The following is a 23,130-nucleotide window of genomic DNA, read 5'->3' as shown; positions in this document are numbered from 1 at the left end:
GATTAAAAAAGTATTTGAAATCATGTTTTAAAAATCGCCAGTAGCAATAGAAGTAAGGCATATCATGGCTTATGAATGCTTGTATTGTTGACTCACATATCAATCGTCAATCATTATAAGCCAGTGACGCACGATTAATAATATTACAAAAATGCCTCAGGCTGTTTGGCATAAGGACGGGCTACGTCTTTACTAATGGTGCCTTTCGCTACTAGATTTTTGAGTGTTTGATCCAGCGTAATCATACCTTCACCTGCACCTGTTTGGATAGCAGAGTACATTTGAGCGATTTTATTCTCACGTATCAAGTTACGGATAGCAGGTGTGCCGAGCATGATTTCATGTGCTGCTACACGTCCGCCTGCTTGACGACGCAAAAGCGTTTGTGAAATAACGGCTTGTAGTGACTCTGATAGCATCGCCCGAATCATGTCTTTTTCTGCTGCGGGGAATACATCAATGACACGGTCAATGGTTTTAGCGGCTGAACTGGTGTGTAGGGTACCAAATACTAAGTGACCAGTCTCTGCTGCTGTCAATGCGAGGCGGATAGTCTCAAGGTCACGTAGCTCACCAACCAGAATTACATCGGGATCCTCACGTAGGGCCGAGCGCAATGCAGGCTCGAAACCTAAGGTATCGCGGTGCACCTCACGCTGATTAATCAAGCTCTTTTTGGAGTCGTGGACAAATTCGATCGGATCTTCAATGGTCAAGATATGCTCTTTACGGGACTCATTAATATAGTCAATCATGGCAGCTAGCGTTGTGGACTTACCAGAACCTGTCGGACCTGTGACCAAAACCACACCACGTTTAAAGTCTGACACGCGCTTGAATACATCACCCATACCGAGGTCTTCCATCGTTAAGACTTTGGACGGAATGGTACGAAAGACAGCACCCGCCCCACGGTTTTGATTGAATGCGTTTACCCGAAAACGTGCTAGATTGGGAATCTCAAAAGAGAAATCCGTTTCATAAAATTCTTCAAAATCAGCACGCTGCTTATCGTTCATGATGTCATAGATAAGCTGGTGCACAACCTGATGAGTCATCTCTGGCATATTAATACGGGTCATTTCACCATCAACACGTATCATTGCTGGCATACCGGCTGAAATATGTAAATCTGATGCTTTATGCTTAACCGTAAAGCGCAGCAAGTCTTCGATGCTTAAATTGTTTTTTTCAGCCATAATCGGATATTCCTATCAATCAATAAGGGTAGGACAAAAGAGCAAAAAAGGGGAGTGATTATCAATCGATAAACGATCTGATTAAAGTCGGTCACGTTAATAAAGGAGTAGCGATGGTCTTTACCATTACTATTATATTCAGTAGCATATGTTAAACCATGTAACAATATAATAACAAGACTACCAACAATTAACCATCTACTACACCAATAAAATGTAAAATTAGTCATTATGAGTGTCGATTTATAGATTGATGCTTATTGAGTTTTTTATATTAGAAGACATTTATAAAAAGTTTAACCATAGCTAATAAAAGTTCATTATATAAGTGAGTAAAAATATAAGTCATTAAAAGTGACTGATTAAAAAATGGATTAAATTATTCTCGTGAGTAATATATGAAAGAAATAGAAAATAACATTGATAGCCAAAATCTTATTGCGAGCTGGCAGCAAGTGAGTAAGCAAATGACTCAAGCGTGTGAGCATGCGGCACGACAAGCAGATAGTGTGACGTTGCTGGCAGTTTCCAAGACTAAACCAGCTGATATGATTGCTACTTTGGCTCAGCAAGGACAGCAGCACTTTGGTGAAAATTATCTGCAAGAAGCCATCGAAAAAATCGATACGCTAAAACGACAGCCAGAAACTAAAGGCATTATTTGGCATTATATTGGTAGTATCCAGCGCAATAAGACCCGTGATATTGCTGAGCATTTCGATTGGGTACAAACGGTTGAGCGTGACATTATTGCTCAGCGTCTAAACGACCAGCGCCCAGCTGAGCTGCCACCGCTTAATGTGCTAATCCAAGTCAATATCGATAACGAAGAAAGCAAATCAGGCTGCCTGCCAGCACAGCTACCTGATTTGATAACTGCTATCAAGGGGTATGACAGGTTACAGCTGCGTGGTTTGATGATTATTCCTGCTAAGGGAGGTACGGATGCTTTTACCCGTACCAAGCAGTTATTTGATGAGATTAAAGAGACTCATGCAGAGCTAAATGCTTGGGATACACTGAGCATGGGCATGAGCGGTGATATGACAGAGGCGATAGCCAGTGGTTCGACAATGGTGCGCGTTGGTAGCGCCATATTTGGCGCACGAGCTTAAATTTTTATTTATCAGACAGTCTCATCCATTCTGGTAACCAGCATCTGAGTGATTTTGAGATTGTCCGTTGCGATAATCTCAAATCGATAATTGGCATATTCGATAGTATCGGTTTTCTTTGGAATCTTGCGTAGCATGTACATCATAAAGCCACTAATGGTTTCATAGTTCTGACTGCGTGGCAGATCAACGATATCTAAAGCGCGTACGACGTCTTCGATAGGAGTCATACCATCGATTAGCCACGAGTTGTCAGTACGTTGAACAATGGGCTGCTCCTCCAAGGTGACAAGCTCCCCCATGACGATACTCATCACATCCTTAAGCGTGATGACACCCACTACCAATCCATACTCATTCACGATGACGGCAAAGTCAGCGCCTGTAGATTTAAACATCTCTAATACTTCAAACAAGGACAAGGTATCAGGAACGAAGAGTGCAGGTTTTAATAGCGCTTTGTCAGTTAAGCTGACCTCCTGCTGGTTAAGAACCAATGCCAAAAAGCTGCGCGACTCTACATAACCAATAATGTGCTCTAGGTCATCTTCCTGACAGACCAAAAACTTGTTATGTGGTTGTTCAATCATCACTTCAACGACTTTTTCAGTGCTCGTTTTGGTATCAAAATAAACAATATTTTCACGTGGATTCATCACCGACGTTACGGTGCGCTCTTGCATGTCAAAGATATTTTCTATCAGATGATGTTCTTGTTTTTTGAGCACACCAGCTTCAGCACCAGCATCCATGACAGCATAAATATCTTCTGGCGTCATATCGTCTTGTCGTATGGTTGAAATACCCAGTAATTCAAAGATGACATTTGCTGCACCATCAAATATCCAAATCACGGGTTTGAATATAAAAATCAATAGCATCATTGGTCGTACGAGACGTACAGCGATAGCTTCAGTGTTTGACATCGCCAATCGTCTGGGCATTAAATCAGCGAGTAGAGAAAACAAACTGGTGATCAGCACAAATGATATGACAGATGACACTGCTTCATTCTTCACCAAAAGCTCTAGATAAGGGCTAATAGCTGACTCACCGACCGCACCAGCTGAGATAGCGACGGCATTCAAAACCACTTGTACGACAGTAATAAAACTGCCAGGGTGCTCTTGCATTTTAAGGACGTCAAATGCGCGGACATCCCCTTCTTTTGCCATGATTTGTAGCTTAATTTTGCGACCAGCAGCGATGGCAATTTCGGCAGCGGATACAAAGGCACTTAGGGCAAGCAATAAAAGAAGAAAGATACTAGCGGTTAGCAAACTCATGACATACTCGGTAAAAAAATATAGGGATTAAAATAATTGAAGTTAAAGAATGAATGGATTAGAAGTACAAAAAGAAAGTATTGTTTATAACAGCTTGGCATTAAAAGTCGGTTTATAGAAACTAAAAAAGCTGGGTAAGCACCCAGCTAATTATAATAAACTTGATTTTTTATAAAAGTATTAAATTAGCCATGTTGCTCGCGTTCTACATAATAAAAGTAGGGCAAGCAACAATGGCTAATCTAATTTAGCCTTTTACGGACCATTTATTCACTAATGGATAACGGCGTTCACGTCCAAAGGCTTTATGGCTAATTTTGGTACCGATTGGCGCTTGTAAACGCTTATATTCGCTATTGTCTACCATCTGGATGACTTTTGCGACCAGTTCAGCGTCAAACCCTTTATTAATAATGTCTTGATAGCCCATATCTTCATCGATGTATGACATTAAGATGCCATCTAATACATCATAGTCAGGCAAGCTGTCTTGGTCTTTTTGGTCTGGGCGTAACTCAGCAGATGGCGGGCGAGTGATGACACGCTCAGGGATGACTGGGGTGTCTTCCAAGCGGTTGCGATAACTGGCCAATTTATAAACCTGCGACTTATAAACGTCTTTTAGCACATCAAAGCCGCCTGCCATATCACCATATAATGTCGAATAGCCGACTGCTAACTCAGACTTATTACCAGTGGTGATGACCAAGTGCCCAAACTTATTGGACAGCGCCATCAGTACCACACCGCGCGCACGCGCTTGGATATTTTCTTCAGTGGTGTCTGCTGGCGATTTGTTAAATAGTGGGGCTAAGGTATGACGGATGCCTTCAACCGCATCAAAAATAGGACAAACCGTATAAGATACATTTAAGCGGCGAGCCTGTGCTTGAGCATCTTCTAGACTAATCTGAGAAGTATATTCATAAGGCATCATCACCGCATATACCTTGTCAGCACCCAAAGCATCAACAGCGATACATAGCGTTAAGGCAGAATCAATACCACCTGATAGCCCAAGGATAATACCAGTGAATCCTGAATGGTTGACATAATCGCGCAGGCCAACGACCAGTGCTTGATACATCTCTGACTCACGGCTCAGTGTTAATGGCGCCTTAGTTTGACTATTAAACTTGGCAGTTTTGACGTCTAAAGTGGCAAGAAGTAACTGATTCATAAAACGTGGTGCTTCGTGGGCAACGCTACCATCAGCTTGCACCGCCATAGAACCACCGTCAAATACCAAGTCGTCTTGACCACCAACGGCATTGACATAGACGATAGGCAAATTATTTTCACGGCTACGCTTGGCCAGCATCGTTTTACGATTGGCTTGTTTTTCGATCTCAAAAGGTGAGGCGTTCAAGCTAATAATCAGATCAGCACCTTGCTTTTTAAGCTCGGCAATAGGGCCTTTTTCCCACAAGTCTTCACAGATGAGCAGACCGATTGTGATGCCTTTATAGTCAAATAAAACTTGGTTACGACCTTTATCAAAATAACGACGCTCATCAAATACGCCATAATTTGGCAAGATTTGCTTATGATAAAAGCCTTTTTGATGACCATTATGCAAGATAGCAGCAGAGTTGAAAGTACCATGATGGTCGACATGTGGATAACCGACAATCATCACGATGTCATCGATATCACTTAAAGTAGACAAGGCGCTTTTGATGCGACCAGATAAGCTTGGGCGTAGTAATAAATCTTGCGGTGGGTAACCTAATAAAGCAAGTTCTGGGAAAATAATGACATCTGCACCTTGCTCGCGAGCTTGCAATGCGAGTGCACGCATTTTTTCAGCATTGGCAGTGATATCACCAACCAAGAAATGCGACTGAGCCAATGCAAAAGTAACGGTTTCTTGGGTTTTATTGGTCTTGCTGACCTCAGTTGAGGGAGTTATATTGGGATTATCATTGTCTTTTGACATTGTTATTGTTCCTATCGATATATGGTTTAAAATTTGTTGGGTCGTTGTTGATTTAAAATAAAATCAAAGTAAGTCCGAAATTCACTCAAAATAGCACTCTGTCATATCGAATTCTAATAGTGAACGGATATGATGAGCTTGCTTACGCACAGTGTCCAACGTTGTAACGCCCCTCTACAGGTTTGATCTTATGATAGTCTATAGAAGGACGATAAAAGAGGGCTGTAGCGCATCGTCTGAAAAATGTTATATATGTAGAATGATCCAAATAAATAAGAACAAACGAATTTAATGCTATTAAAAAGCTTAAAATAATTGCTTTAGTATAGCATCAATTATCGTTGCAAATAGAACGCGCCAGTGAATTACCTTTCAATAGGTCAGTTTACAGTATGAATGTAAAATATCCTTTTAGTGCATTGTTTTTACATGTTAAATCTATGTGTCAACTTCTATCTATTAATGTCACTATCTAGTAAGCTTATACAGAGAAAGTTGTAAGTAAAGATTACAACATATCGTTATATCATTATCGTATTTTGCGGCATAATAAGCCGTGATAATCCCTTAATATTTATCTTGCGTTAGTTAAAACTATCGTCCGTAAGTATGTTACGGTATGCTACGATTTGATGCTCTCAAAGCAGATTTACTGGTACGGATTGTTTACACCCCTCGCTAATGGATACCGCTAATGGACAGGGTCTTTTTATGGGCACCGTCTGTGAGTTGATATTCATCACACATTTATAAACTTGCCAGCAAGGTCGCGATAGATCTTCGCTGTCTGCTCTTGGTTTATACGCTATGATTGAAAATTGGACAAAAGAATTTATTATTCAGCGCCTATTGGCTATTACTCTGTTGGTGGTGCTGTTCGTACTGTGTTTTCAAGTGGTACAGTTTTTTATTGTACCCGCATTATGGGCGGCGATTTTAGCGTATGTTACCTTTCCTATTTATAACTTTTTTTACGAAAAAGTAAAGCTGAGTCCTAATTTTAGCGCTGCTATTATGACGGTGAGTATCTCCTTAATGATAGGTGTGCCACTGGTTATCGGTGTTTTTATTCTACAGCAAGAAGCCTTGAGCCTAATCAGTAACTTGATTTATCGTATAAAAGTGGGCTATTTAGATGTGCCTGATTCTATTAAAGATATGCCTATCATCGGTCAGCAAGTGAAAGATGTGCTGTGGAGAATCAATAAAAACCCAGAAGGGACGTTAGAGGCGTTTCGTATCTGGGTACAGTCACATTTATATTATGGCAAAGTAGCGTTTGATGTGGTGTTTAGCGGTCTTGCCAAGTTAGGTATGGCGCTGATGACGTTGTTTTTCTTTTATCGTGATGGTACCAGTTTGGTGCGTCAAATTCGTCAAGCACTGCGTAATATCATTGGCAATCGCATTGATGGTTATATTGATTCTGTGGGTACGACCACGCGTGCGGTGGTGTATGGCATTGGTCTGACGGCATTGGCACAAGCACTGCTCGCAGGTGTGGGTTACTACTTCGCTGGTGCACCAAGTCCTATCTTACTTACTATCGTAACCTTTATTATCGCCCTGATTCCGTTTGGCACGCCATTTGTTTGGGGCGGTGTATCCATTTGGTTGTTAAGCCAAGGTCATACTGTAGAAGGGATTGGCTTGGCACTATGGGGCACTTTGGTTATCAGCTGGGTTGACAATCTCATCCGTCCTATTGTGATTAGTGGCGCGACCAAAATCCCTTTTATTATTATTTTTATTGGTGTATTAGGTGGTCTAACGGCTTTTGGCTTTGTTGGTTTGTTTATCGGTCCTGTAGTGCTAGCCATCGGATTGGCGGTATGGCGAGAATGGATATCGCAGCATAAAAATGAGATATTTGCTCCGCAGGATTTGGTGTTGTCTGACAACCAAACGTTGCCACCAGTCAATGAATCAAAGTAGAGGCACGTAGAGGCACATAGTCATGTTAAATAAGAATACTGCAAACGTTATGCAAAATAGAGCGAACTCTATTGACAGCATTACTATCGTGGCCGATAGCAATATCGCAAGCTTAGATGCGTTTTTTAATGCTTCGATGCTTGGACAGGCGTCTGAGCAGACGATCAATATAATCACCGTCGCTGGACGTGATATCAATGCGCAGTTGCTCGCAGACGTTCAGCCTGATGTGCTGTTGATACGCTCGGTGACACCAGTAGGCGAGGCATTGCTAGCCAATAATAACAGCGTAAAATTTGTCGGTTCGGCGACTATCGGTACCGATCATGTCGATCAAGATTATTTGGCGGCGCGAAATATCACTTTCGCCAATGCGGCTGGATGTAGTAAACATTCTGTTGCGCAGTATGTATTGACGGCGATTTTGACGTTGCGTCCGCATTGTTGGCAGCAATCCACGAAGCCATTAATATTGGGCATCATCGGACTTGGTAATATTGGTAGTACGCTCGCTCAGTATGCCATTGATTTAGGCTGGCAGGTACTAGGCTATGATCCATTACTGCCTACATCGAATACGAATAACGCAAGCCTTGAGCAAGTGCTTAGCCAAAGTGATGTAGTGAGCTTACATGTGCCTTTAACCGATAAAAAAGATAGTACAAACCTTAGTGGCAGTGATTATCCAACAAAGCATCTGATTGACGCAACTACGCTGGCAGTGATGCCTGCGCATACCTTGTTGATTAATAGTGCGCGCGGACCAGTCATTAATGCGCGTGATTTAGAAGCAGATATTGAGCGCACAGATCGCCAAGTAGTGCTCGATGTGTTTGAATTTGAACCAGAGATTTCTGAGTGCTTATTGTCCAAACTGGCTATCGCCACCCCTCATATCGCAGGCTATACGGTCGAAGGTAAGCTGCGTGGTACGCAAATTATCTATGACGCTTTATGTGAAAATTTAGCAGTCTTGCCTGTATTGTCGATGCATAGTTTGCTACCGCTTAATACTTATCTCTGGTCTGAATTAAAAGCACATCCAGACAGATTACAGAAGTTTTACGACATCATGTACGATGATGCTGCACTAAGAAGCAAGCTGGCTGACGGTCAAGTAAAGGGTGCTGACTTTGATCAGTTGCGCCGAGATTATCACTTACGCCGTGAGTGGCAGTGGTAAAAGTTAGGCAGCCTTCAACCCTAAAGTAGCATCTGAAAACTTACTCTTATCCTTAAATTGCAGCAAATAATAATGACCCAAGCAAGTAACTCTTCTTCTAAATCCAGCTATGCGCCGACCATGACATTGGCAATGGCTCAGCAGCGTGCGCAATTGATGAGCACCGTTCGTCAGTTTTTCGCCACGCATCAAGTGCTTGAAGTGCAAACACCGCTACTATCGCAGGCTGGTAATACCGATACTTTCTTACAATCAGTCGCCGCACAAGTGACTTACCAAGATAACCCCTGTACTTATTATCTGCATACTTCACCTGAGTTTGCCATGAAGCGTTTACTTGCCAGCTGGCAAGTGCCTATATATCAAATTTGCTCCGTATTTCGAGATAACGAAATAGGCGTACGCCATAATATCGAATTTACCATGCTTGAGTGGTATCAGCCGAATTATAGTCTGGATGATATGGCGGCTGAATTAGGTAAATTATTAGCGGCGCTTTATGGACATTCAGTGGTAATGAGTCATTACCGCTATGTTGATGCGTTTATGGATTTCGTCGGCATACATCCGCTGACAGCTAGCCTTGATGCCCTGCAAGCGGTAGCAGAAGACAAGGGTTTGACAGGTTTTGATTTCAATAGTGATTTGGATAACACAGAAGATGGCGAAGCAGATATTCGTCAAAGCTGGCTGGATTTGCTGTTTAGTAATGCGGTCGAGCCAAACTTAGGTCACGACTTACCGACCTTGATTATAGAATATCCACCTGCCACGGCTGCACTGGCAAAAACAGCGGTTGATAAAGAGGGCAATACAGTTGCTAAACGTTTCGAGCTGTATATCAATGGCATTGAGATTGCCAACGCTTATGATGAGCTAGCAGATGGACAAGCGTTAAGAGAACGGTTTGAGCGAGACAATCAACTTCGTAAGCGTCATAACCTACCACAAATGCCAATCGATGAGCATTTATTAGCAGCATCTGATGCTTTAATTCCCTGTAGCGGTATCGCCGTTGGTATCGATAGATTACTCATGGTAATCACAGGCGCGAATAGCTTAGAAGATGTGATTTCTTTTCCGAGCGGTTTGGCCTAGTCGATCATCGATAGACTTAATATAGTTACCACTTATTTGACAAGCCTATTAGAAAAAAGCGAGTAACCCATTAGGCTTACTCGCTTTTTTCGTTTTAATCGCTGTAAAGTTGATTCTTATAATTTTGCAATCGCTTCATCAATCGCAGTCTCACCGTTATGCATACTAAAGACTTTCTTGATGGTATTATTGGCATTTAAGACGGCTGCCAAAGTAGTCGCCACATCGGCAATTGAGTTTTCACCAGCATTATCATCGTTGACAGTGACTTTACCAGTTGCTTCGCGCTCTTTTAGCGCCCCTGCTTGAACGATGGTGTAGTCAAGGCTACTATTATTAATCAACCACTGATCCGCATAATGCTTGCAGATATAATATTCTTTTAGGTCAGCAATACCAGCATTGTCCCATTTGCTGGTGTCTAATGAAAAGACGGTACTGAGCATGATATAGCGCTTAATACCTTTATTCTCTGCGGCTTGCATTGTTTTGACCGCCCCATGTAAATCTACTTCTAAGACATCTTTGCCGCCAGACCCTGCAACGAAATAGATAGCGTCAATGTCTTGATCAATTTGCTTTTGTATAGCCTCTTTTTCGGCAGTGATATCTAAATCGAGTTGGCTATAATTGTCATCGGTAAACAGTTTTTCTTCTTGGCGTGTCGTGCCAATAACTTGATGGTTATCCGCTAATAGCTGCTTGGCCAAATCCGTTCCCACTCGACCACTTGCCCCAATTACTAAAATTTTCATTGTCATTCCTATTCTTATGTACGTTATCGTTGTTGTAAAAACTGGATATAGCGTATCAAGAAAAAACGGCACACTTCGTTATGAAGCGTGCCGATTGCATAGTGTTTGGTTATGGCGTGTATACGGTTTGCAAAGTGGATAAGATCAAAAAACCAAAGACAAAGCGTGTGAAAACTAGCGTACCAACTTGTTTAATCCATCAGCAAAAGCTTTTTTGTCACGATCGCCATAAGGTTTTTGACCGCTCATTTCTTGTAGCTCGAGCACGCCAGTACCGCGCATGGTATCCATGAAATCACGCATATTGAGCTTTTGCTTGATATTATTTTTGTCGTAGACCATGCCGCGAGAGCTCAAGACCATACCACCTTTGTCCAAAATGTCATTAGCCAAAGGAATGTCGCTGGTAATAGCCAAATCGCCTGGCTGTATTTGCTCAACGATATAATCATCGGCTTTATCAAACCCTGATGGCACCACTGTCATGACAAGCAGTGGTGACTTACGCAGTTTGATCGGCTGATTGGCGACGAATATTGCCATGGTTTGTGTGCGTTCAGCGGTTTTGATAATCAAATCTTTGGCAATCAATGGCACCGAATCGGCATCTACCCAAATCTGCATTATTTCTTAACCTTTTCTGTTTTTGCCTTAGCGTCGATAGCCTGAGTTGTTTGGCTGTCATCAATATGGATTTCTGTACTCTCTAAAATATTGTCATTGTCAGTAGTGGTTAGACTATCTGCCGCTTCTGGCTGGCTATCAATCGCAGATGGTTTTTTCTCAAGTCCCATTTTATTGGGTAGCGTAGCGACGAGCTTGGCCAAAGCAGGTTCTAAGTCGGCAACGTCGTTTGGCATCAAGGTAATATGCGCAATTTTGCGGTCATCGCGTTCTGCTTTGTGGTAGCTATGATAGTGTGCGCCATCGATATTTAGTACGGCGCTGATACCTGGATATTGCCCCAAGACATTGAGCATAATCGCTGGATGCACGTTGTCGGTATCACCTAATGGCAGATTGACGACGGCACGAATGTGGTTTTCAAATTGGCTGGTGACAGCGCCTTCAATGCTCCAGTGCCCAGAGTTATGTACGCGCGGCGCAATTTCATTAGCGAGTAGTGTGTCATGACCACGCGCATCTTTGGTCACAAAGAGCTCAAGTGCCATCACACCAACATAATCTAAATGATTCATGATCTTGGTGATGGCATCAGTTGCTTGTTTGAATAAATGACTGGTGCCAACGGCAGGCGCTTGGGTCTTGGCTAAAATACCATTATGATGATGGTTTTCGACCAAATCGTAGCAACGAACCTGACCATTTTGTGCGCGTGCGGCGATAATAGAAAGCTCGCGGCTAAAGTTAATAAAACCTTCTGCAATCAAAGGTGCAGGCGTTGGCGTTAGTGAACCCTTCCCCGTAACCGCATCTTTAAGATCTTGCCATGCCGCCTTGATATCACTGTCTTGTCTAATCACAAACTGACCTTTGCCATCATAACCACCACGGCTGGTTTTTAGGACGATAGGCAGTCCTAATTCATGACAGGCTTGCTGTAAATCCGCTTCAGAGTTGACAGCCATAAAGGGTACAGTGGCGATCTCAAGTGCATTGAACATTTGCTTTTCTTTCAAGCGGTCTTGAGCGATATCAAGCGCAATCAATGGCGGAAACATACCTTGTTTACTACCTGATTTTGACAGATCGGTCAGCTGTTCTACAGTCGCAGTCGGTGTGTTTTCAAACTCTAAAGTGAAAACGTCTGCTGCTGCGATGAAGTCTGCTAACTGATCACTATGAAAGACACGACCGTATAGGCTAGCAGGGCAGTCAGCGCTGTCTTCTAAAAACACACATTGGTAGCCAAGTGGCATCGCTGCTTCGGCAAGCATCATACCAAGCTGACCACCGCCTAAAATACCGATGGTACGAATGGTTTGGGTAACAGGGTAAGCGTTCGCTGTAGTCATGGCAGGCTCTTTGAGTTAAAAATGAATAATATTTTGGGTGTAATAAAAGGCAAAAAGTCATCTATTAAAATCGGAAAAGGTGCATTACATGCACCTTGTATTAAGTAAAACCCATCTAAAAATAAATATCAAGTAAATAGCGGCTATATCTCAATAATGGGATTCAAGAACCGTTATCAAAGACAGGTAATTAGGTATGGATAATGCCTGGCGTTGGGCTGGCAAGGATGGTATCAGTTTGCATTTGGCGCAGATTGTCCAGCTTAGCCGCAATGGTCTCATCATTCAATGCTAACACTTGAATCGCAAGCAGGGCAGCGTTGTAAGCGCCTGCTGAGCCAATCGCCAATGTGCCAACGGCAACGCCTTTCGGCATCTGTACGATGGACAACAAGCTATCCCAACCGCTGAGCATAGAAGACTTTACAGGAACACCAAACACAGGTAATGGCGTTTGACTGGCACACATGCCAGGCAGATGAGCAGCACCGCCAGCGCCAGCGATGATAACTTGTAGACCGTTATCTTTTGCACTTTTTGCATAGTCAAACAGTCTATCAGGGGTGCGGTGTGCTGAAACCACTTCACAATCAAAAGCGATATCAAAGTCTGCGAGCAATTGCGCTGCCGCACTCATGGTTGCCCAATCAGATTGTGATCCCATAATAATGCCAACTTTCGGCTGACCAGCAGGGGAGGCGATAGGGCTGTTTTGATCCATCGTGTTAACAGTAGCTATTGTGGTGCTCATGCTTTGATATCCTCAAAAAGACCATCATACAAAAGTTTTGTTGCTCTCGTAAAGCCAAGTTTGATTTTTAATAAGAAAGCGGGGCAATAGCACCAATTTTATGGATTGGGGTTTACCGATTTATCATGGCGATATTGGACAAAGTTACTGGCTTTTAGTGGCAATGGTTGCTCAGTATTGAGCTGATAACAAGTCAGATATCCGCTGTCTACCGCCGCTGAATAATCAGTACAGGCAACTTGTGAACTCAGTGGCTCAGGCGTGCCAGTTAGCCAATAATGACCGACAAATACTGCTTTATCCGTTTTCAGGGCGAAATCAATACTTTCAGCCAACACCTCTTTTGGAATCTGCGCCAATGCTGATGCAGGCGCACGCGCCACCTCATAAAGACGGCGCTTATTCAGCCCGTCAAGCCACCAGCATACTCGCACGCGCTTGCGTTCAGTGCCTTCTTTATCGACCATGACCATGCCGTCGGGTAATGCTGTTTCTACACCTTTTAATACCCGCTCTAGCGCGTCAAATGGCGCCGTGTTTTCTTTGGCAGTGGCGACTAGCCCGTGCGGCGTTAAGCAATTGTCGTCAGTCAATAGTGGCTGCAATACCGCCATACTATCGACATCCCAGCAGGCATGAACAAAACAAGCGTCGTCTGTTTCAATCCATAAAGGCAGCTCATACAACCGATTAAGCCAATATTGATGACGCTCTGAGCCAAAAGCTATTTCGGCTAAAAATGCCGCATGTTGGCGCGTATGTATGTCATTGTGCGAGCGCAGATATTGGCTGGAGTTATCAGGGTCAAGTGTGCCAAAGGCGAGGGCGTTATATTCATGATTACCCATTATCGCATCTGCTACGTTAGCATCTAACATCGCAAAAACAATCTCTAAGGTAGCCAATTGCTGTGGTCCTCGGTCAATCAAGTCACCGATAAATAACGCCCGATGCCCTACTGGCGGTACAAAGTACGTACCATTATGAACGTAACCTAACTGCTTTAATAAGCCAATTAACTTGTATGCGTAGCCGTGAATATCACCGATAACATCTATCATCATAATAATTATCAAATTCTTAAATAGTTTGTTAAGTATAAGTTTGTGCAAAACATAACGCGACGTTAATTATCGCTTAATTACTTAAACTGTCATCATAACCCAAGTGCTCATTTCAATTTTTATCATTGAGCTTCATTAATAAACTTCATTACTAAATTTAAAGCCCAGGTGATAATAGCGCATTGATAAAATGCGGTAGGACTTGCGGTTCTAAAATAATCGTGGCAATAACCCCAAACGCGCCGCCCCACATATGCGCCATATGATTGATATTAGAGCCGCCCCGTTTGTCTGCATAGATACTATAAGCGATATAAGCGACGGCGAATAATATCGCAGGTATAGGAACAATCGCGAATAGGTAGATTTTTTCCCACGGTGCCAGCAAAATAAAAGCAAACAATACGGCTGATACACCGCCTGACGCGCCAAGGCTTAAATAGCTCGCATTGTTTTTATTCTTGAGATAGCTTGGAATCATCGCAATGATAATGGCCAATACGTAAAAGACCACAAAACCATAACCAAATAAGAACGGCTGATACAGTCCTTCAATAGCACGACCAAAAAAGTATAAAGTAAACATATTAAAGAGCAGGTGCATGCTATCGGCATGAATAAAGCCATGCGTGACAAAACGGTCCCACTGCCCATTATTTACCGCTGGCGGATAAAAAATAAGCCGATTAAATACTGTTTTGTTTTGCCATGCCACTAAGCTGACAATAACCGTGATAATAATAATAAGGGTCGTATGATTGAACAAAGGAAAATCCTTAGGCTGCGCCTGATATGTGACAAGGTGATGAATAACAATGTTCAAAGCCTACGCATTATGGCTGAGTGCAAACTAAATAGGACTGACAAGCAATTATTAAGCATGAGCTATTTATAATAAAGTAATACTAACAGTAGTTATGGCAATGCAAAAACTTATTATGTGACAAAATAGTGCATTTATATGCTTTTATAGTGAATAATATAGCAGGCTGTCAGGCAAATTGAGTAATGCTTCGTATCTTGACGGTAATGGTGGGTTAAATGAGAGCGGTATCCAAGAATACAGACGCTAACGACAAGTAAAGTAAACGTTTCATGCGTTGGTGAATTTAAAATAAGCGCCGAAAGAGGCAGTAATCTATGAGTATTATCGACCAATTAGAAAAGACCGTAACGCCAGCTGTCATAGGTGAGCGCAATAGTCATGATAGTGTGGCTTACATCAGCTTATTGGAGCAGTTTTATGCCATCTTGGCATCACGTCTCGCCTTGCCGCAAGTGTACTCACAATTTATCCGCGCCGAGCAAGGGATGGTTGATAGAGTCACAGAAAGCCCACTGTTCGAACAACTGTGGCAAGATAAAAGTGTACAACAGCTTATGATCCGAGAGCTGTCTACCATGCATCATATTGATGAGTCTGCTACGTTACAGCTGCTTATCAATGCCGCGCCACTGGCCTATCGTGAGCTGACAGTATTGGCAAACGGACAGTTTTTGCCAGCGTTTTTGCAGGGAGAGCAGGCAGCATTGCGTCAGTATTTACCAATGTGGTCAGCACCTATTATTACTGCTCCTCAAAACGTCAATAGCGCATCAGAAACACACCCATACATCGCCGCAGATATTGATAGCGTACCAGTGCGTGACACTTCTTTGGATGGACGGCAAAATTCTCATATAGATACCAGTACGATCGCCGCAGCGCCAGTCGCTTATAGACAAAATGCTGATACAGCAGATAAAAAAGATATTGGAAATACTGATGTAGAAAGTATGAGGATAGGTAATACCGATGGTCATTTTAGTGCTCATACTGGCGCCATTCATGCCAATCCATCCGCGCATCATTTGGCAGAAAATAGCAGTATGAAGCAAGAAAAAGTGCGTACTCGCAATCAACGTAATGATTTACTGGTACGGGTGGGTTTATTAATAGTAGCCATTGCCGCGATAGGGCTTGCTGCTTGGGCAATATTAGTCAGACCGAACAACGCGCCGCCTGTAGAAGCCGCTGCGACAGTGCCTGTTGTGGTAGCACCAACGCCTGCACCAGTAGCGCAGGTAATGACTCCCATTGAGCTCATCGTTGGCGTAGATAACAGCGGTAGTCTGTATGCCTGTAGTGCTACCATTGGCGATGCAGCGTTACAAAGCACCTTGCAACAAGCGCTCAATACCAGCTTTGGTGAGCAAGCGAGTATTTGCGAATTAACAGTACAGGCTGGAGTTGCCAGTAGTATTGCCAATTTACCTGAGGAAGTACTACCCAATGTCTTGACGATGATGAGGTCTACGCCATTTGCACGCCTACATTTGCAGAATGATCGTCTTATGTTAGAAGCGCCAGATAGTATGCTATTGCAACGACTGGTTACGGATATGCGTACTTTGATACCTGCCATGGTCATCGATAGTACTGCACCATTACCATTGCCTGAAAATAACGATGCTGATGCCAATGCAATGAATAATACGAATAATCAGTTTGAAAATGAGGGAGCTGCCAACAATCAGTATGCTAATGACTATAACAACAGTGGGTCTGGAGAGTTCCAAGCAGCAGATGACGATGCAGGTGATCGTATCGTACCTACTCCTGCACCCAACAATTATAGTAACAATGCCAACAGTATTCCCAGCAACATTCCTAACAATACACCGATGAATAACAGACCGTCAGGTTCTATTTCAGAATCGGAGGTAGATGATATGGCAAGCACACTCATCATCGCTGAACCTGCGCAAGTAAGGAATAAATGATTGGATAATAGAGGTGTTTAACGATTGTTTGATCAATTTATCCATTGAAACAAGTTATCAAGTAAAGATGGCGGTATAAGTTGCTTATACCGCCATTTTTTCTGTTGATACCCAGTCAGAATTATGTAAAAGACCACAAAGTATCTGAAAAAAGGATGTATTTTCTCCATTTATACATAAGTTTTACTGATTCTTTTATGGGTTCTCACTGGGCTAATGATTGGTTATTTGCCATGTTTTTGGTTACGTGTGACACTTGAAATATTACCTAACGTATCATTTGTACAACAACCTGTTGATTGTTAACACTGACTTAATACTTTTATAATGATGAAAATTGAACAGGGTTAAGATGGTTTTAGCTGTCATGGTTCTTATTTCAAATCATTATTTTATCTGGCGTTTTTTGAATATTTTAATTATATAAATCGATACTAATATAGGCATTAATAGGAGAATTGTATTATGGATATTATCAGTCATTTGACGCGCACAGTCAGCCCAGCCGTGCTTGAAGATGATCATAGTCCCGCTAAAAAGGGGCTACTGGAGCAGTTCTACGCTATTTTTGCGGCTCGCTTGGCGGATAATGATACTTATAATCGTTTTGCAAATGAGAATATCACTCGTGATGACCAAGGGTTTTATGACCGTGTATGGAGCGATGATTCGCAACGTGATCAAATCGCTCGTGAGCTGGCAGGCAAGCATAATGTTGATGCGACGTCTTCGCGTGGACTGATAGCGATGGCAGCGCCACTGGCTTTTCACGAAATCAAAAGCTTGGCAGGTACCACACCAGTGCCGCAGTTCTTAAATGATAATCTCGACAGTTATCAGCGTTATATTCCTGCCTGGGCAAGCGCCGTTCTGCCAGTCGGTATGTTGGCAGCGACGCCTGCTGCTGGCGCGCGTATCTCTGATACGGTGAGCACCGCTCCATTACAACGCGAAGAAGAGCAGCAAGGCAGCTTTATGAAAGCATTGCTTCCCATTATTGGCTTGATTATTTTAGGCGCATTGGCTTGGGCTTTACTTCGTGGTTGCCAAGAGAACCCTGAGCCTGTCGCTACACCGGTGGCTACTGCCCAAAAAGCAGCGCAGGGAGAGGGTCAGTTGGCAGTGGCAGGTGATATTGAGCCTGCATCATTGCGCATTGCGACTGGTGAAAATAGTGAGCTGTATGCTTGCCGTATGAATGTGGGCGACGAGACCTTGCAGACCAATGTAATGAATGCGTTAACCCGTGCATTTGGTGAAGAAGCCAATAAATGCCGTGCTGATGTCGATGATAATTTTGCAGTAGATATGCCAGCGGCGGCTCAGCTAGCTACTATCTTGCCTATCGTCAAAAATGTACCAAATGCGAGCATGATCATCAAAGGCGATGTCATCACTGTCAATGCGCCTGATGCAGCGGCATTAGATAAGCTAGTGGCTGACTTACAAGCGGCTGTTCCTGCGATGACCATACAAGCCGAAGGGCCATTAGATTTGCAGGGTGAGATTGATAATAGTTTGGCAGCTGCGGATGTTGCTATGACCAATCTTGGTAAGAACCCCGATCCACGTGATGTGGCTCGTGCATTGAGTATTCAGGTGATCAACTTTGAAGTGGATGAAGCGGTCATTCCTGATGTCAATAAAGAGCTGCTTGACCGCGCTGCTAAGATTATCAACGAAGTACCGAATATGAAGCTGACGATTATCGGTCATACTGACAGTCAGGCATCAGATTCTTACAATGTAGAATTGTCTCGTGATCGCGCTGAGGCAGTGAAAGAGTATTTGGTATCTCAAGGTGTTGATGCTAGTAAATTGATGACGAAAGGCATGGGTGAATCAGAGCCTATCGCTGATAACTCAACTGAGCAGGGTCGCTTCCGTAATCGCCGTATTGAATTTATAGTCAATGACGAGATGGCCAGTGCGAACGATGGTATGATTATTAGTAATAACGCGCTTGACCCAGACTTAAATCCTCTAGATAGCAATAACGATGACTTATTGCCTGATGGTGATGATGCTACTCAAGGTACGGCAGTAGATCCAGCCAATTAATGCACAGAAAATTGATTGAGTCATTACTAATTTAAAAAACCGCATCTTATAAAGGTGCGGTTTTTTATTTTGTTAAGGCTGTTGTTTATAGGTGGCTAATGATAAGTATCTAATGATAAGCGATTATTTATAAGCGGTCGGATCTTTTGATTCAGTAGCGCTGCGAGTCGCTTGTGCCTCAGATTGAGGATTAAAAAAGGTTTGAGTTACGTTTTTCTTTGCCTGTTGCCAATAATCAAATTGTTGACAAGTTGATTCCAGATCACCTTGCCATGTTGGTATCTGTCCGCACATTGTTTTAATACGGTTTTGATTGGGATAAGGCAGCTCTTGTGCGGTCTCTGCGGCTTCATGGGCGGCGACGCGATCATTACAAACCAGCGCAATATCACAACCCGCTTCAATCGCGGCTTTCACACGTGCGCTGACATCGCCCGCGGCTTGAGCACCTGCCATACATAGATCATCAGAGAATAAGACCCCATCAAACTTTAGCTGATCCCGTATGATGTCCTTGAGCCAAATTTTAGAAAAACCTGCTGGCTTATCATCGACTTGCGAAAAAATAACATGGGCAGGCATTAAGGCGTCAAGCCACGGTAAGGTTTGGGCAAAAGGCTGCATATCGCTATGCATAATCTCATCCAAGCTACGCGTATCGATGGCCTCAGCCACATGGGAATCAGGGGCAATCGCGCCATGACCGGGGAAATGCTTGCCTGTGGTTGCCATGCCAGCGGCTTTCATACCGCGCATGAACTGAGTCGCCAGCGCAGTGATCGCTTGCGGCTCTTGATGAAAGCTACGATCCCCGATGACTTGGCTGATGCCATCTCTGTCAAGTACTGGGGCAAAACTAAGATCAATGCCCACTGCCAATACTTCTGTTGCCATTAGATAGCCACAATCGTAAGCACAGCTCAGCGCATGGTTAGGCTCTTGATTGAAGAGCTCCCCAAGCTTGCCCATGGCAGGTAGTGGGGTAAAGCCATTGCGCAGGCGTGCGACTCGTCCACCTTCTTGGTCGACACCGATTAATATATCCGGGTTGTGATAACGTATGTCGTCACACAACGCCCGTACTTGTGCCGCATCTGCAACGTTTCGGGCAAATAAAATCACCCCGCCCACTTGTGCCTGTTTGATTAAGCTGACATCTTCTGCTGTCAGTGCGGTACTATCGATATCAATCATTAAAACGCCGTACATTGCGTAATCCTTATGGTGTTATATATTGTTATATGATCGGTTCAGCTTCAAATAAATTAATGATGATAATTGGCAGTGTGCCACTATTATCAAAACTGCTTTATTATGACAGTTATTAGCAAATGAGCATAATGTGGCAGATGAATAGACTCAAATCAATTCGCCATTGACCATTGAATCGTCAATAAATGACCCAAATAATGATGAACAATAAATGTAATAGAAAGTTTGGTATGTGCAGGCGTAGCGTGTAAGATTGCTTATACAGTTTGAGACAGTTGGATATCTATGTGCATGATAATATTGAGTGATTTTTAACAAAATATTAGCAAACAGCAATGGCATTTAGTGACCATAATTATTCAGAAAATAGCATTTTAAAAAATATCGTTTTAGATTTTAGAAAGTATCATTGAATACATACTCGATTGATAATGGTAGATAAGTATTTCGTGACTTAAAGATAAAGCATTTATAGGCAGCGACTGATTCAGTCATTTTTGATTTTTATAAAACAAATAATATTATTAACGTAAAATAACTAGGTATATATGATGAAAAAACAACCAGCACAGTGGTTACTCAGTGCAGCGTCAGTGGGCATCGCCGGTATTATTCTTACCCAGAGCTACGGGACGGCAATGGCCGACACCAATACTGAAGGCTTTGTACAAACCCCTGAACAAAAAGTCACCACTCGCCAAGTAGCCGCATTGCTGGATCGTAGCCACTATTTGAATCAGCCGCTAGATAGCAAAACGGGCAGCGAAATCTTGTCTATGTATATCGATAGCCTTGACCCAAACCATACGTTGTTTTTGCAGTCTGATGTGGATGAGTTTAAGAAAAAATACGCCGATGAATTCGGTGCTCGCCTCAAGCGTGGCGACTTGTCTGCAGGAGTAGAGGTCTTTGAACGCTATCGCAAACGCTCAAATGAGTATTTTGCGATGGCGAGCAAGATGCTAAAAACCGATATTGATTTGACGAGTGATGATACGATCGTGCTTGACCGTGAAAAACTCAATCATTTTAAAACCAAAAAAGAGCAGCGTGATTATTGGACGCGTCAGCTTAAGTTTCAGCTGATGAGTATTACCTTGGGTCAAGAAGATGAAAAAGCCAAAGAAAAAGTATTTCTGAGCAATCCTGATATTACTCGTGGACAAGATTTGGTGCGCAACGACCAACGTACACCAAGCGAGATTTTACAAAACCGTTTATCGCGACAGCAAGAGCAGTTTAAGCGTCTCACAAACGATGAAATCATGGAAACCATCTTAAATACGGCGATGCTGACTTACGATCCGCACAGTAATTATTACGCACCGATTCAAGCCAACGAATTGCAAATCCAATCTAGCTTGCAATTAGAAGGCATTGGCGTCTCTATTCGCCCTGATCGTAAAAACCCAGATTATACTCGCATCGTGACCTTGGTCGATGGTGGTCCAGCAGCCAAATCTGGTCAGATTAAACCCAACGATTTGATTATCGGTATTGCCAAAGATGGCGAGAACATGACAGATGTAGTTGGCTGGTCAACGCGTGAGATTGTGAGCTTGATTCGCGGTAAACGTGGCACATCAGTGACCATTAAAGTGCGTCAGCCAAATACCCCTGATGCCAGTGCCCGTAACGTGACGGTGGTTCGTGACATTATTCAACAAGAAGAGTCAGGGGTTACCCAGCGCGTGGTAGAAGTACAGCGCCCTAATATTGATAAAACGCCAAAACGCATCGGTGTCCTTGAGATACCGAGCTTTTATCTGAATTATCAGGCACGCCGTAACGGTGAGGATTATCGCAGCGTCAGTATCGATACCGAAAAAGCATTGAAAGCATTGAATAAAGAAAATATTGATGGCCTCGTGGTTGATTTGCGCAATAATCCAGGTGGTTCATTGGATGAAGTAGCAAAAATGCTTGGCTTCTTTATCAAGAGCGGACCGATGGTGCAAATCCGTGACAATCGCGGCAACATTCAGGTCTACCGTGACGATGATGGCGGTGAGCAACTTTATGATGGCAAAGTGGTCGTTATTACTAACCTAGCGTCTGCCTCAGCCAGTGAGATATTTGCTGCGGCTATCCAAGATTACGGTCGCGGGCTAGTGGTTGGTAGTACGACAACGGGTAAAGGTTCAGCGCAGATTCAACTCGATAATTTGGCATTGGGTTCAGCCACTTTAACGCAGCGCAAATTCTATCGCATCACTGGTGGTAGCACACAGAATAAAGGTGTGGTACCTGATGTAGAGTTGGTCAATATCTACGATGATGCCACTTTTGGCGAACGTGCACAGAAAAAAGCGTTGCCTTGGGATACCATCAAAACGGCGCCTTACAAGCCTGAAGGTAAGTTCACTGATACGACGCTGGCGACACTTAACCAGCAGTCTAAAATTCGTCAAGAGCAAAACCCACAGTTTGTTTATCTCTCAGCGCTAAACAACATTCGCGATATGGAAGACGAGAAAAAACCAATTCCACTTGATATTAATAGCCGCCGAGCTAAGATGCAGTTAATTGAAAAGCGTTCACTAGAGGCTGAAAATAAACGTCTTATTGCAACGGGTGAGCGCCCTTATGCCAATTGGAACACCTATCAAGCGGCAATGGATGCAAAATTTGAAGAGCGCAGCCGCATGAAAGCCAAGGAGCGCCCAGAGCTACCTGAAGACGAAGCCTTCATCAATGAAGCGGCCTATATTATGCTAAGCGCTGAACCTAAAGCATTGTTAAGCCCTGAAGAAAAGCTATAAACAGTCATTATTGTCAGCCAAAAAGGCTGTG

17 protein-coding genes are annotated in these 23,130 nt (G+C 43.1%); 7 read left to right on the top strand and 10 right to left on the bottom strand.

Features of this window, described 5'->3' with window-relative positions; translation table 11 throughout:
* Positions 1-143: 143 nt before the first annotated feature.
* Complete coding sequence (locus JMX82_RS05915) at positions 144-1,199, bottom strand: type IV pilus twitching motility protein PilT (protein ID WP_045443495.1); 1,056 nt, start codon at positions 1,197-1,199, stop codon at positions 144-146.
* Positions 1,200-1,597: 398 nt separating this feature from the next.
* On the opposite strand from JMX82_RS05915, the gene JMX82_RS05910 reads away from it, so the two are divergent.
* Complete coding sequence (locus tag JMX82_RS05910; RefSeq protein ID WP_201539844.1) at positions 1,598-2,314, top strand: YggS family pyridoxal phosphate-dependent enzyme; 717 nt, start codon at positions 1,598-1,600, stop codon at positions 2,312-2,314.
* An 11-nt stretch (positions 2,315-2,325) separates the two neighbouring features.
* On the opposite strand, the gene JMX82_RS05905 is transcribed toward JMX82_RS05910, so the two are convergent.
* Both JMX82_RS05905 and JMX82_RS05900 read right to left on the bottom strand, forming a co-directional pair.
* Complete coding sequence (locus tag JMX82_RS05905; protein ID WP_055123481.1) at positions 2,326-3,600, bottom strand: hemolysin family protein; 1,275 nt, start codon at positions 3,598-3,600, stop codon at positions 2,326-2,328.
* Positions 3,601-3,847: 247 nt separating this feature from the next.
* Entirely contained in the window at positions 3,848-5,539 is a 1,692-nt protein-coding gene (locus JMX82_RS05900) for an NAD+ synthase (RefSeq protein ID WP_201539843.1), read from the bottom strand.
* Between the two features lie 807 nt (positions 5,540-6,346).
* Between JMX82_RS05900 and JMX82_RS05895 the strand changes: the two genes are divergently transcribed.
* From JMX82_RS05895 to epmA, 3 genes are all read left to right on the top strand, one after another.
* Complete coding sequence (locus JMX82_RS05895; RefSeq protein WP_201539842.1) at positions 6,347-7,474, top strand: AI-2E family transporter; 1,128 nt, start codon at positions 6,347-6,349, stop codon at positions 7,472-7,474.
* Between the two features lie 70 nt (positions 7,475-7,544).
* Complete coding sequence (locus tag JMX82_RS05890; RefSeq protein WP_201539864.1) at positions 7,545-8,657, top strand: 4-phosphoerythronate dehydrogenase; 1,113 nt, start codon at positions 7,545-7,547, stop codon at positions 8,655-8,657.
* Between the two features lie 72 nt (positions 8,658-8,729).
* Positions 8,730-9,755, top strand: coding sequence for an EF-P lysine aminoacylase EpmA (gene epmA / locus JMX82_RS05885; protein ID WP_201539841.1), 1,026 nt, complete (start codon positions 8,730-8,732; stop codon positions 9,753-9,755).
* A 116-nt stretch (positions 9,756-9,871) separates the two neighbouring features.
* Here the strand turns inward: epmA and JMX82_RS05880 are convergent, their stop codons facing one another.
* From JMX82_RS05880 to JMX82_RS05855, 6 genes are all read right to left on the bottom strand, one after another.
* Positions 9,872-10,510 (bottom strand): NAD(P)H-binding protein, encoded by a 639-nt coding sequence (locus JMX82_RS05880; RefSeq protein WP_201539840.1) that lies wholly within the window; start codon positions 10,508-10,510, stop codon positions 9,872-9,874.
* 174 nt (positions 10,511-10,684) lie between these two features.
* Positions 10,685-11,134, bottom strand: coding sequence for a YaiI/YqxD family protein (locus tag JMX82_RS05875; protein WP_201539839.1), 450 nt, complete (start codon positions 11,132-11,134; stop codon positions 10,685-10,687).
* Positions 11,134-12,486, bottom strand: a complete 1,353-nt coding sequence (locus tag JMX82_RS05870; protein ID WP_201539838.1) for a 5-(carboxyamino)imidazole ribonucleotide synthase — start codon at positions 12,484-12,486, stop codon at positions 11,134-11,136. Before JMX82_RS05870 ends, JMX82_RS05875 begins: the two co-directional genes overlap by 1 nt.
* 190 nt (positions 12,487-12,676) lie before the next feature.
* Positions 12,677-13,237, bottom strand: coding sequence for a 5-(carboxyamino)imidazole ribonucleotide mutase (gene purE / locus JMX82_RS05865; RefSeq protein ID WP_201539837.1), 561 nt, complete (start codon positions 13,235-13,237; stop codon positions 12,677-12,679).
* 98 nt (positions 13,238-13,335) lie between these two features.
* Positions 13,336-14,301 (bottom strand): metallophosphoesterase, encoded by a 966-nt coding sequence (locus JMX82_RS05860; protein ID WP_201539836.1) that lies wholly within the window; start codon positions 14,299-14,301, stop codon positions 13,336-13,338.
* Positions 14,302-14,458: 157 nt separating this feature from the next.
* Positions 14,459-15,067 (bottom strand): rhomboid family intramembrane serine protease, encoded by a 609-nt coding sequence (locus tag JMX82_RS05855; protein ID WP_045443506.1) that lies wholly within the window; start codon positions 15,065-15,067, stop codon positions 14,459-14,461.
* A gap of 374 nt (positions 15,068-15,441) precedes the next feature.
* On the opposite strand from JMX82_RS05855, the gene JMX82_RS05850 reads away from it, so the two are divergent.
* Both JMX82_RS05850 and JMX82_RS05845 read left to right on the top strand, forming a co-directional pair.
* A complete protein-coding gene (locus tag JMX82_RS05850) occupies positions 15,442-17,064 on the top strand; it encodes a hypothetical protein (protein WP_201539835.1) in 1,623 nt (540 codons plus the stop codon).
* Positions 17,065-17,529: 465 nt separating this feature from the next.
* Positions 17,530-19,125: an OmpA family protein gene (locus JMX82_RS05845; protein ID WP_201539834.1), complete on the top strand. Its 1,596-nt coding sequence runs from the start codon at positions 17,530-17,532 to the stop codon at positions 19,123-19,125.
* Between the two features lie 123 nt (positions 19,126-19,248).
* On the opposite strand, the gene nagZ is transcribed toward JMX82_RS05845, so the two are convergent.
* Positions 19,249-20,334, bottom strand: a complete 1,086-nt coding sequence (gene nagZ / locus JMX82_RS05840) for a beta-N-acetylhexosaminidase (protein WP_201539833.1) — start codon at positions 20,332-20,334, stop codon at positions 19,249-19,251.
* A 554-nt stretch (positions 20,335-20,888) separates the two neighbouring features.
* On the opposite strand from nagZ, the gene JMX82_RS05835 reads away from it, so the two are divergent.
* The gene (locus JMX82_RS05835; protein WP_045443512.1) at positions 20,889-23,099 is read left to right on the top strand and encodes a carboxy terminal-processing peptidase; all 2,211 of its coding nucleotides are present in this window, start codon (positions 20,889-20,891) and stop codon (positions 23,097-23,099) included.
* The last annotated feature ends 31 nt before the right edge of the window (positions 23,100-23,130 follow it).

This window comes from Psychrobacter sp. 1044, assembly GCF_904846525.1.
GTDB lineage: Bacteria > Pseudomonadota > Gammaproteobacteria > Pseudomonadales > Moraxellaceae > Psychrobacter.
Note: the sequence above shows the minus strand (reverse complement) of the source record. Positions and strands in the feature narration are given on the sequence as shown.

What these genes read in the sequence shown, in the direction of transcription:
- JMX82_RS05915 (WP_045443495.1), bottom strand. Translation starts at nt 1,199, where the DNA reads ATGGCTGAAAAAAACAATTTAAGCATCGAAGACTTGCTGCGCTTTACG.
- JMX82_RS05910 (WP_201539844.1), top strand. Translation starts at nt 1,598, where the DNA reads ATGAAAGAAATAGAAAATAACATTGATAGCCAAAATCTTATTGCGAGC.
- JMX82_RS05905 (WP_055123481.1), bottom strand. Translation starts at nt 3,600, where the DNA reads ATGAGTTTGCTAACCGCTAGTATCTTTCTTCTTTTATTGCTTGCCCTA.
- JMX82_RS05900 (WP_201539843.1), bottom strand. Translation starts at nt 5,539, where the DNA reads ATGTCAAAAGACAATGATAATCCCAATATAACTCCCTCAACTGAGGTC.
- JMX82_RS05895 (WP_201539842.1), top strand. Translation starts at nt 6,347, where the DNA reads ATGATTGAAAATTGGACAAAAGAATTTATTATTCAGCGCCTATTGGCT.
- epmA (WP_201539841.1), top strand. Translation starts at nt 8,730, where the DNA reads ATGACCCAAGCAAGTAACTCTTCTTCTAAATCCAGCTATGCGCCGACC.
- JMX82_RS05880 (WP_201539840.1), bottom strand. Translation starts at nt 10,510, where the DNA reads ATGAAAATTTTAGTAATTGGGGCAAGTGGTCGAGTGGGAACGGATTTG.
- JMX82_RS05875 (WP_201539839.1), bottom strand. Translation starts at nt 11,134, where the DNA reads ATGCAGATTTGGGTAGATGCCGATTCGGTGCCATTGATTGCCAAAGAT.
- JMX82_RS05870 (WP_201539838.1), bottom strand. Translation starts at nt 12,486, where the DNA reads ATGACTACAGCGAACGCTTACCCTGTTACCCAAACCATTCGTACCATC.
- purE (WP_201539837.1), bottom strand. Translation starts at nt 13,237, where the DNA reads ATGAGCACCACAATAGCTACTGTTAACACGATGGATCAAAACAGCCCT.
- JMX82_RS05860 (WP_201539836.1), bottom strand. Translation starts at nt 14,301, where the DNA reads ATGATGATAGATGTTATCGGTGATATTCACGGCTACGCATACAAGTTA.
- JMX82_RS05850 (WP_201539835.1), top strand. Translation starts at nt 15,442, where the DNA reads ATGAGTATTATCGACCAATTAGAAAAGACCGTAACGCCAGCTGTCATA.
- JMX82_RS05845 (WP_201539834.1), top strand. Translation starts at nt 17,530, where the DNA reads ATGGATATTATCAGTCATTTGACGCGCACAGTCAGCCCAGCCGTGCTT.
- nagZ (WP_201539833.1), bottom strand. Translation starts at nt 20,334, where the DNA reads ATGTACGGCGTTTTAATGATTGATATCGATAGTACCGCACTGACAGCA.
- JMX82_RS05835 (WP_045443512.1), top strand. Translation starts at nt 20,889, where the DNA reads ATGAAAAAACAACCAGCACAGTGGTTACTCAGTGCAGCGTCAGTGGGC.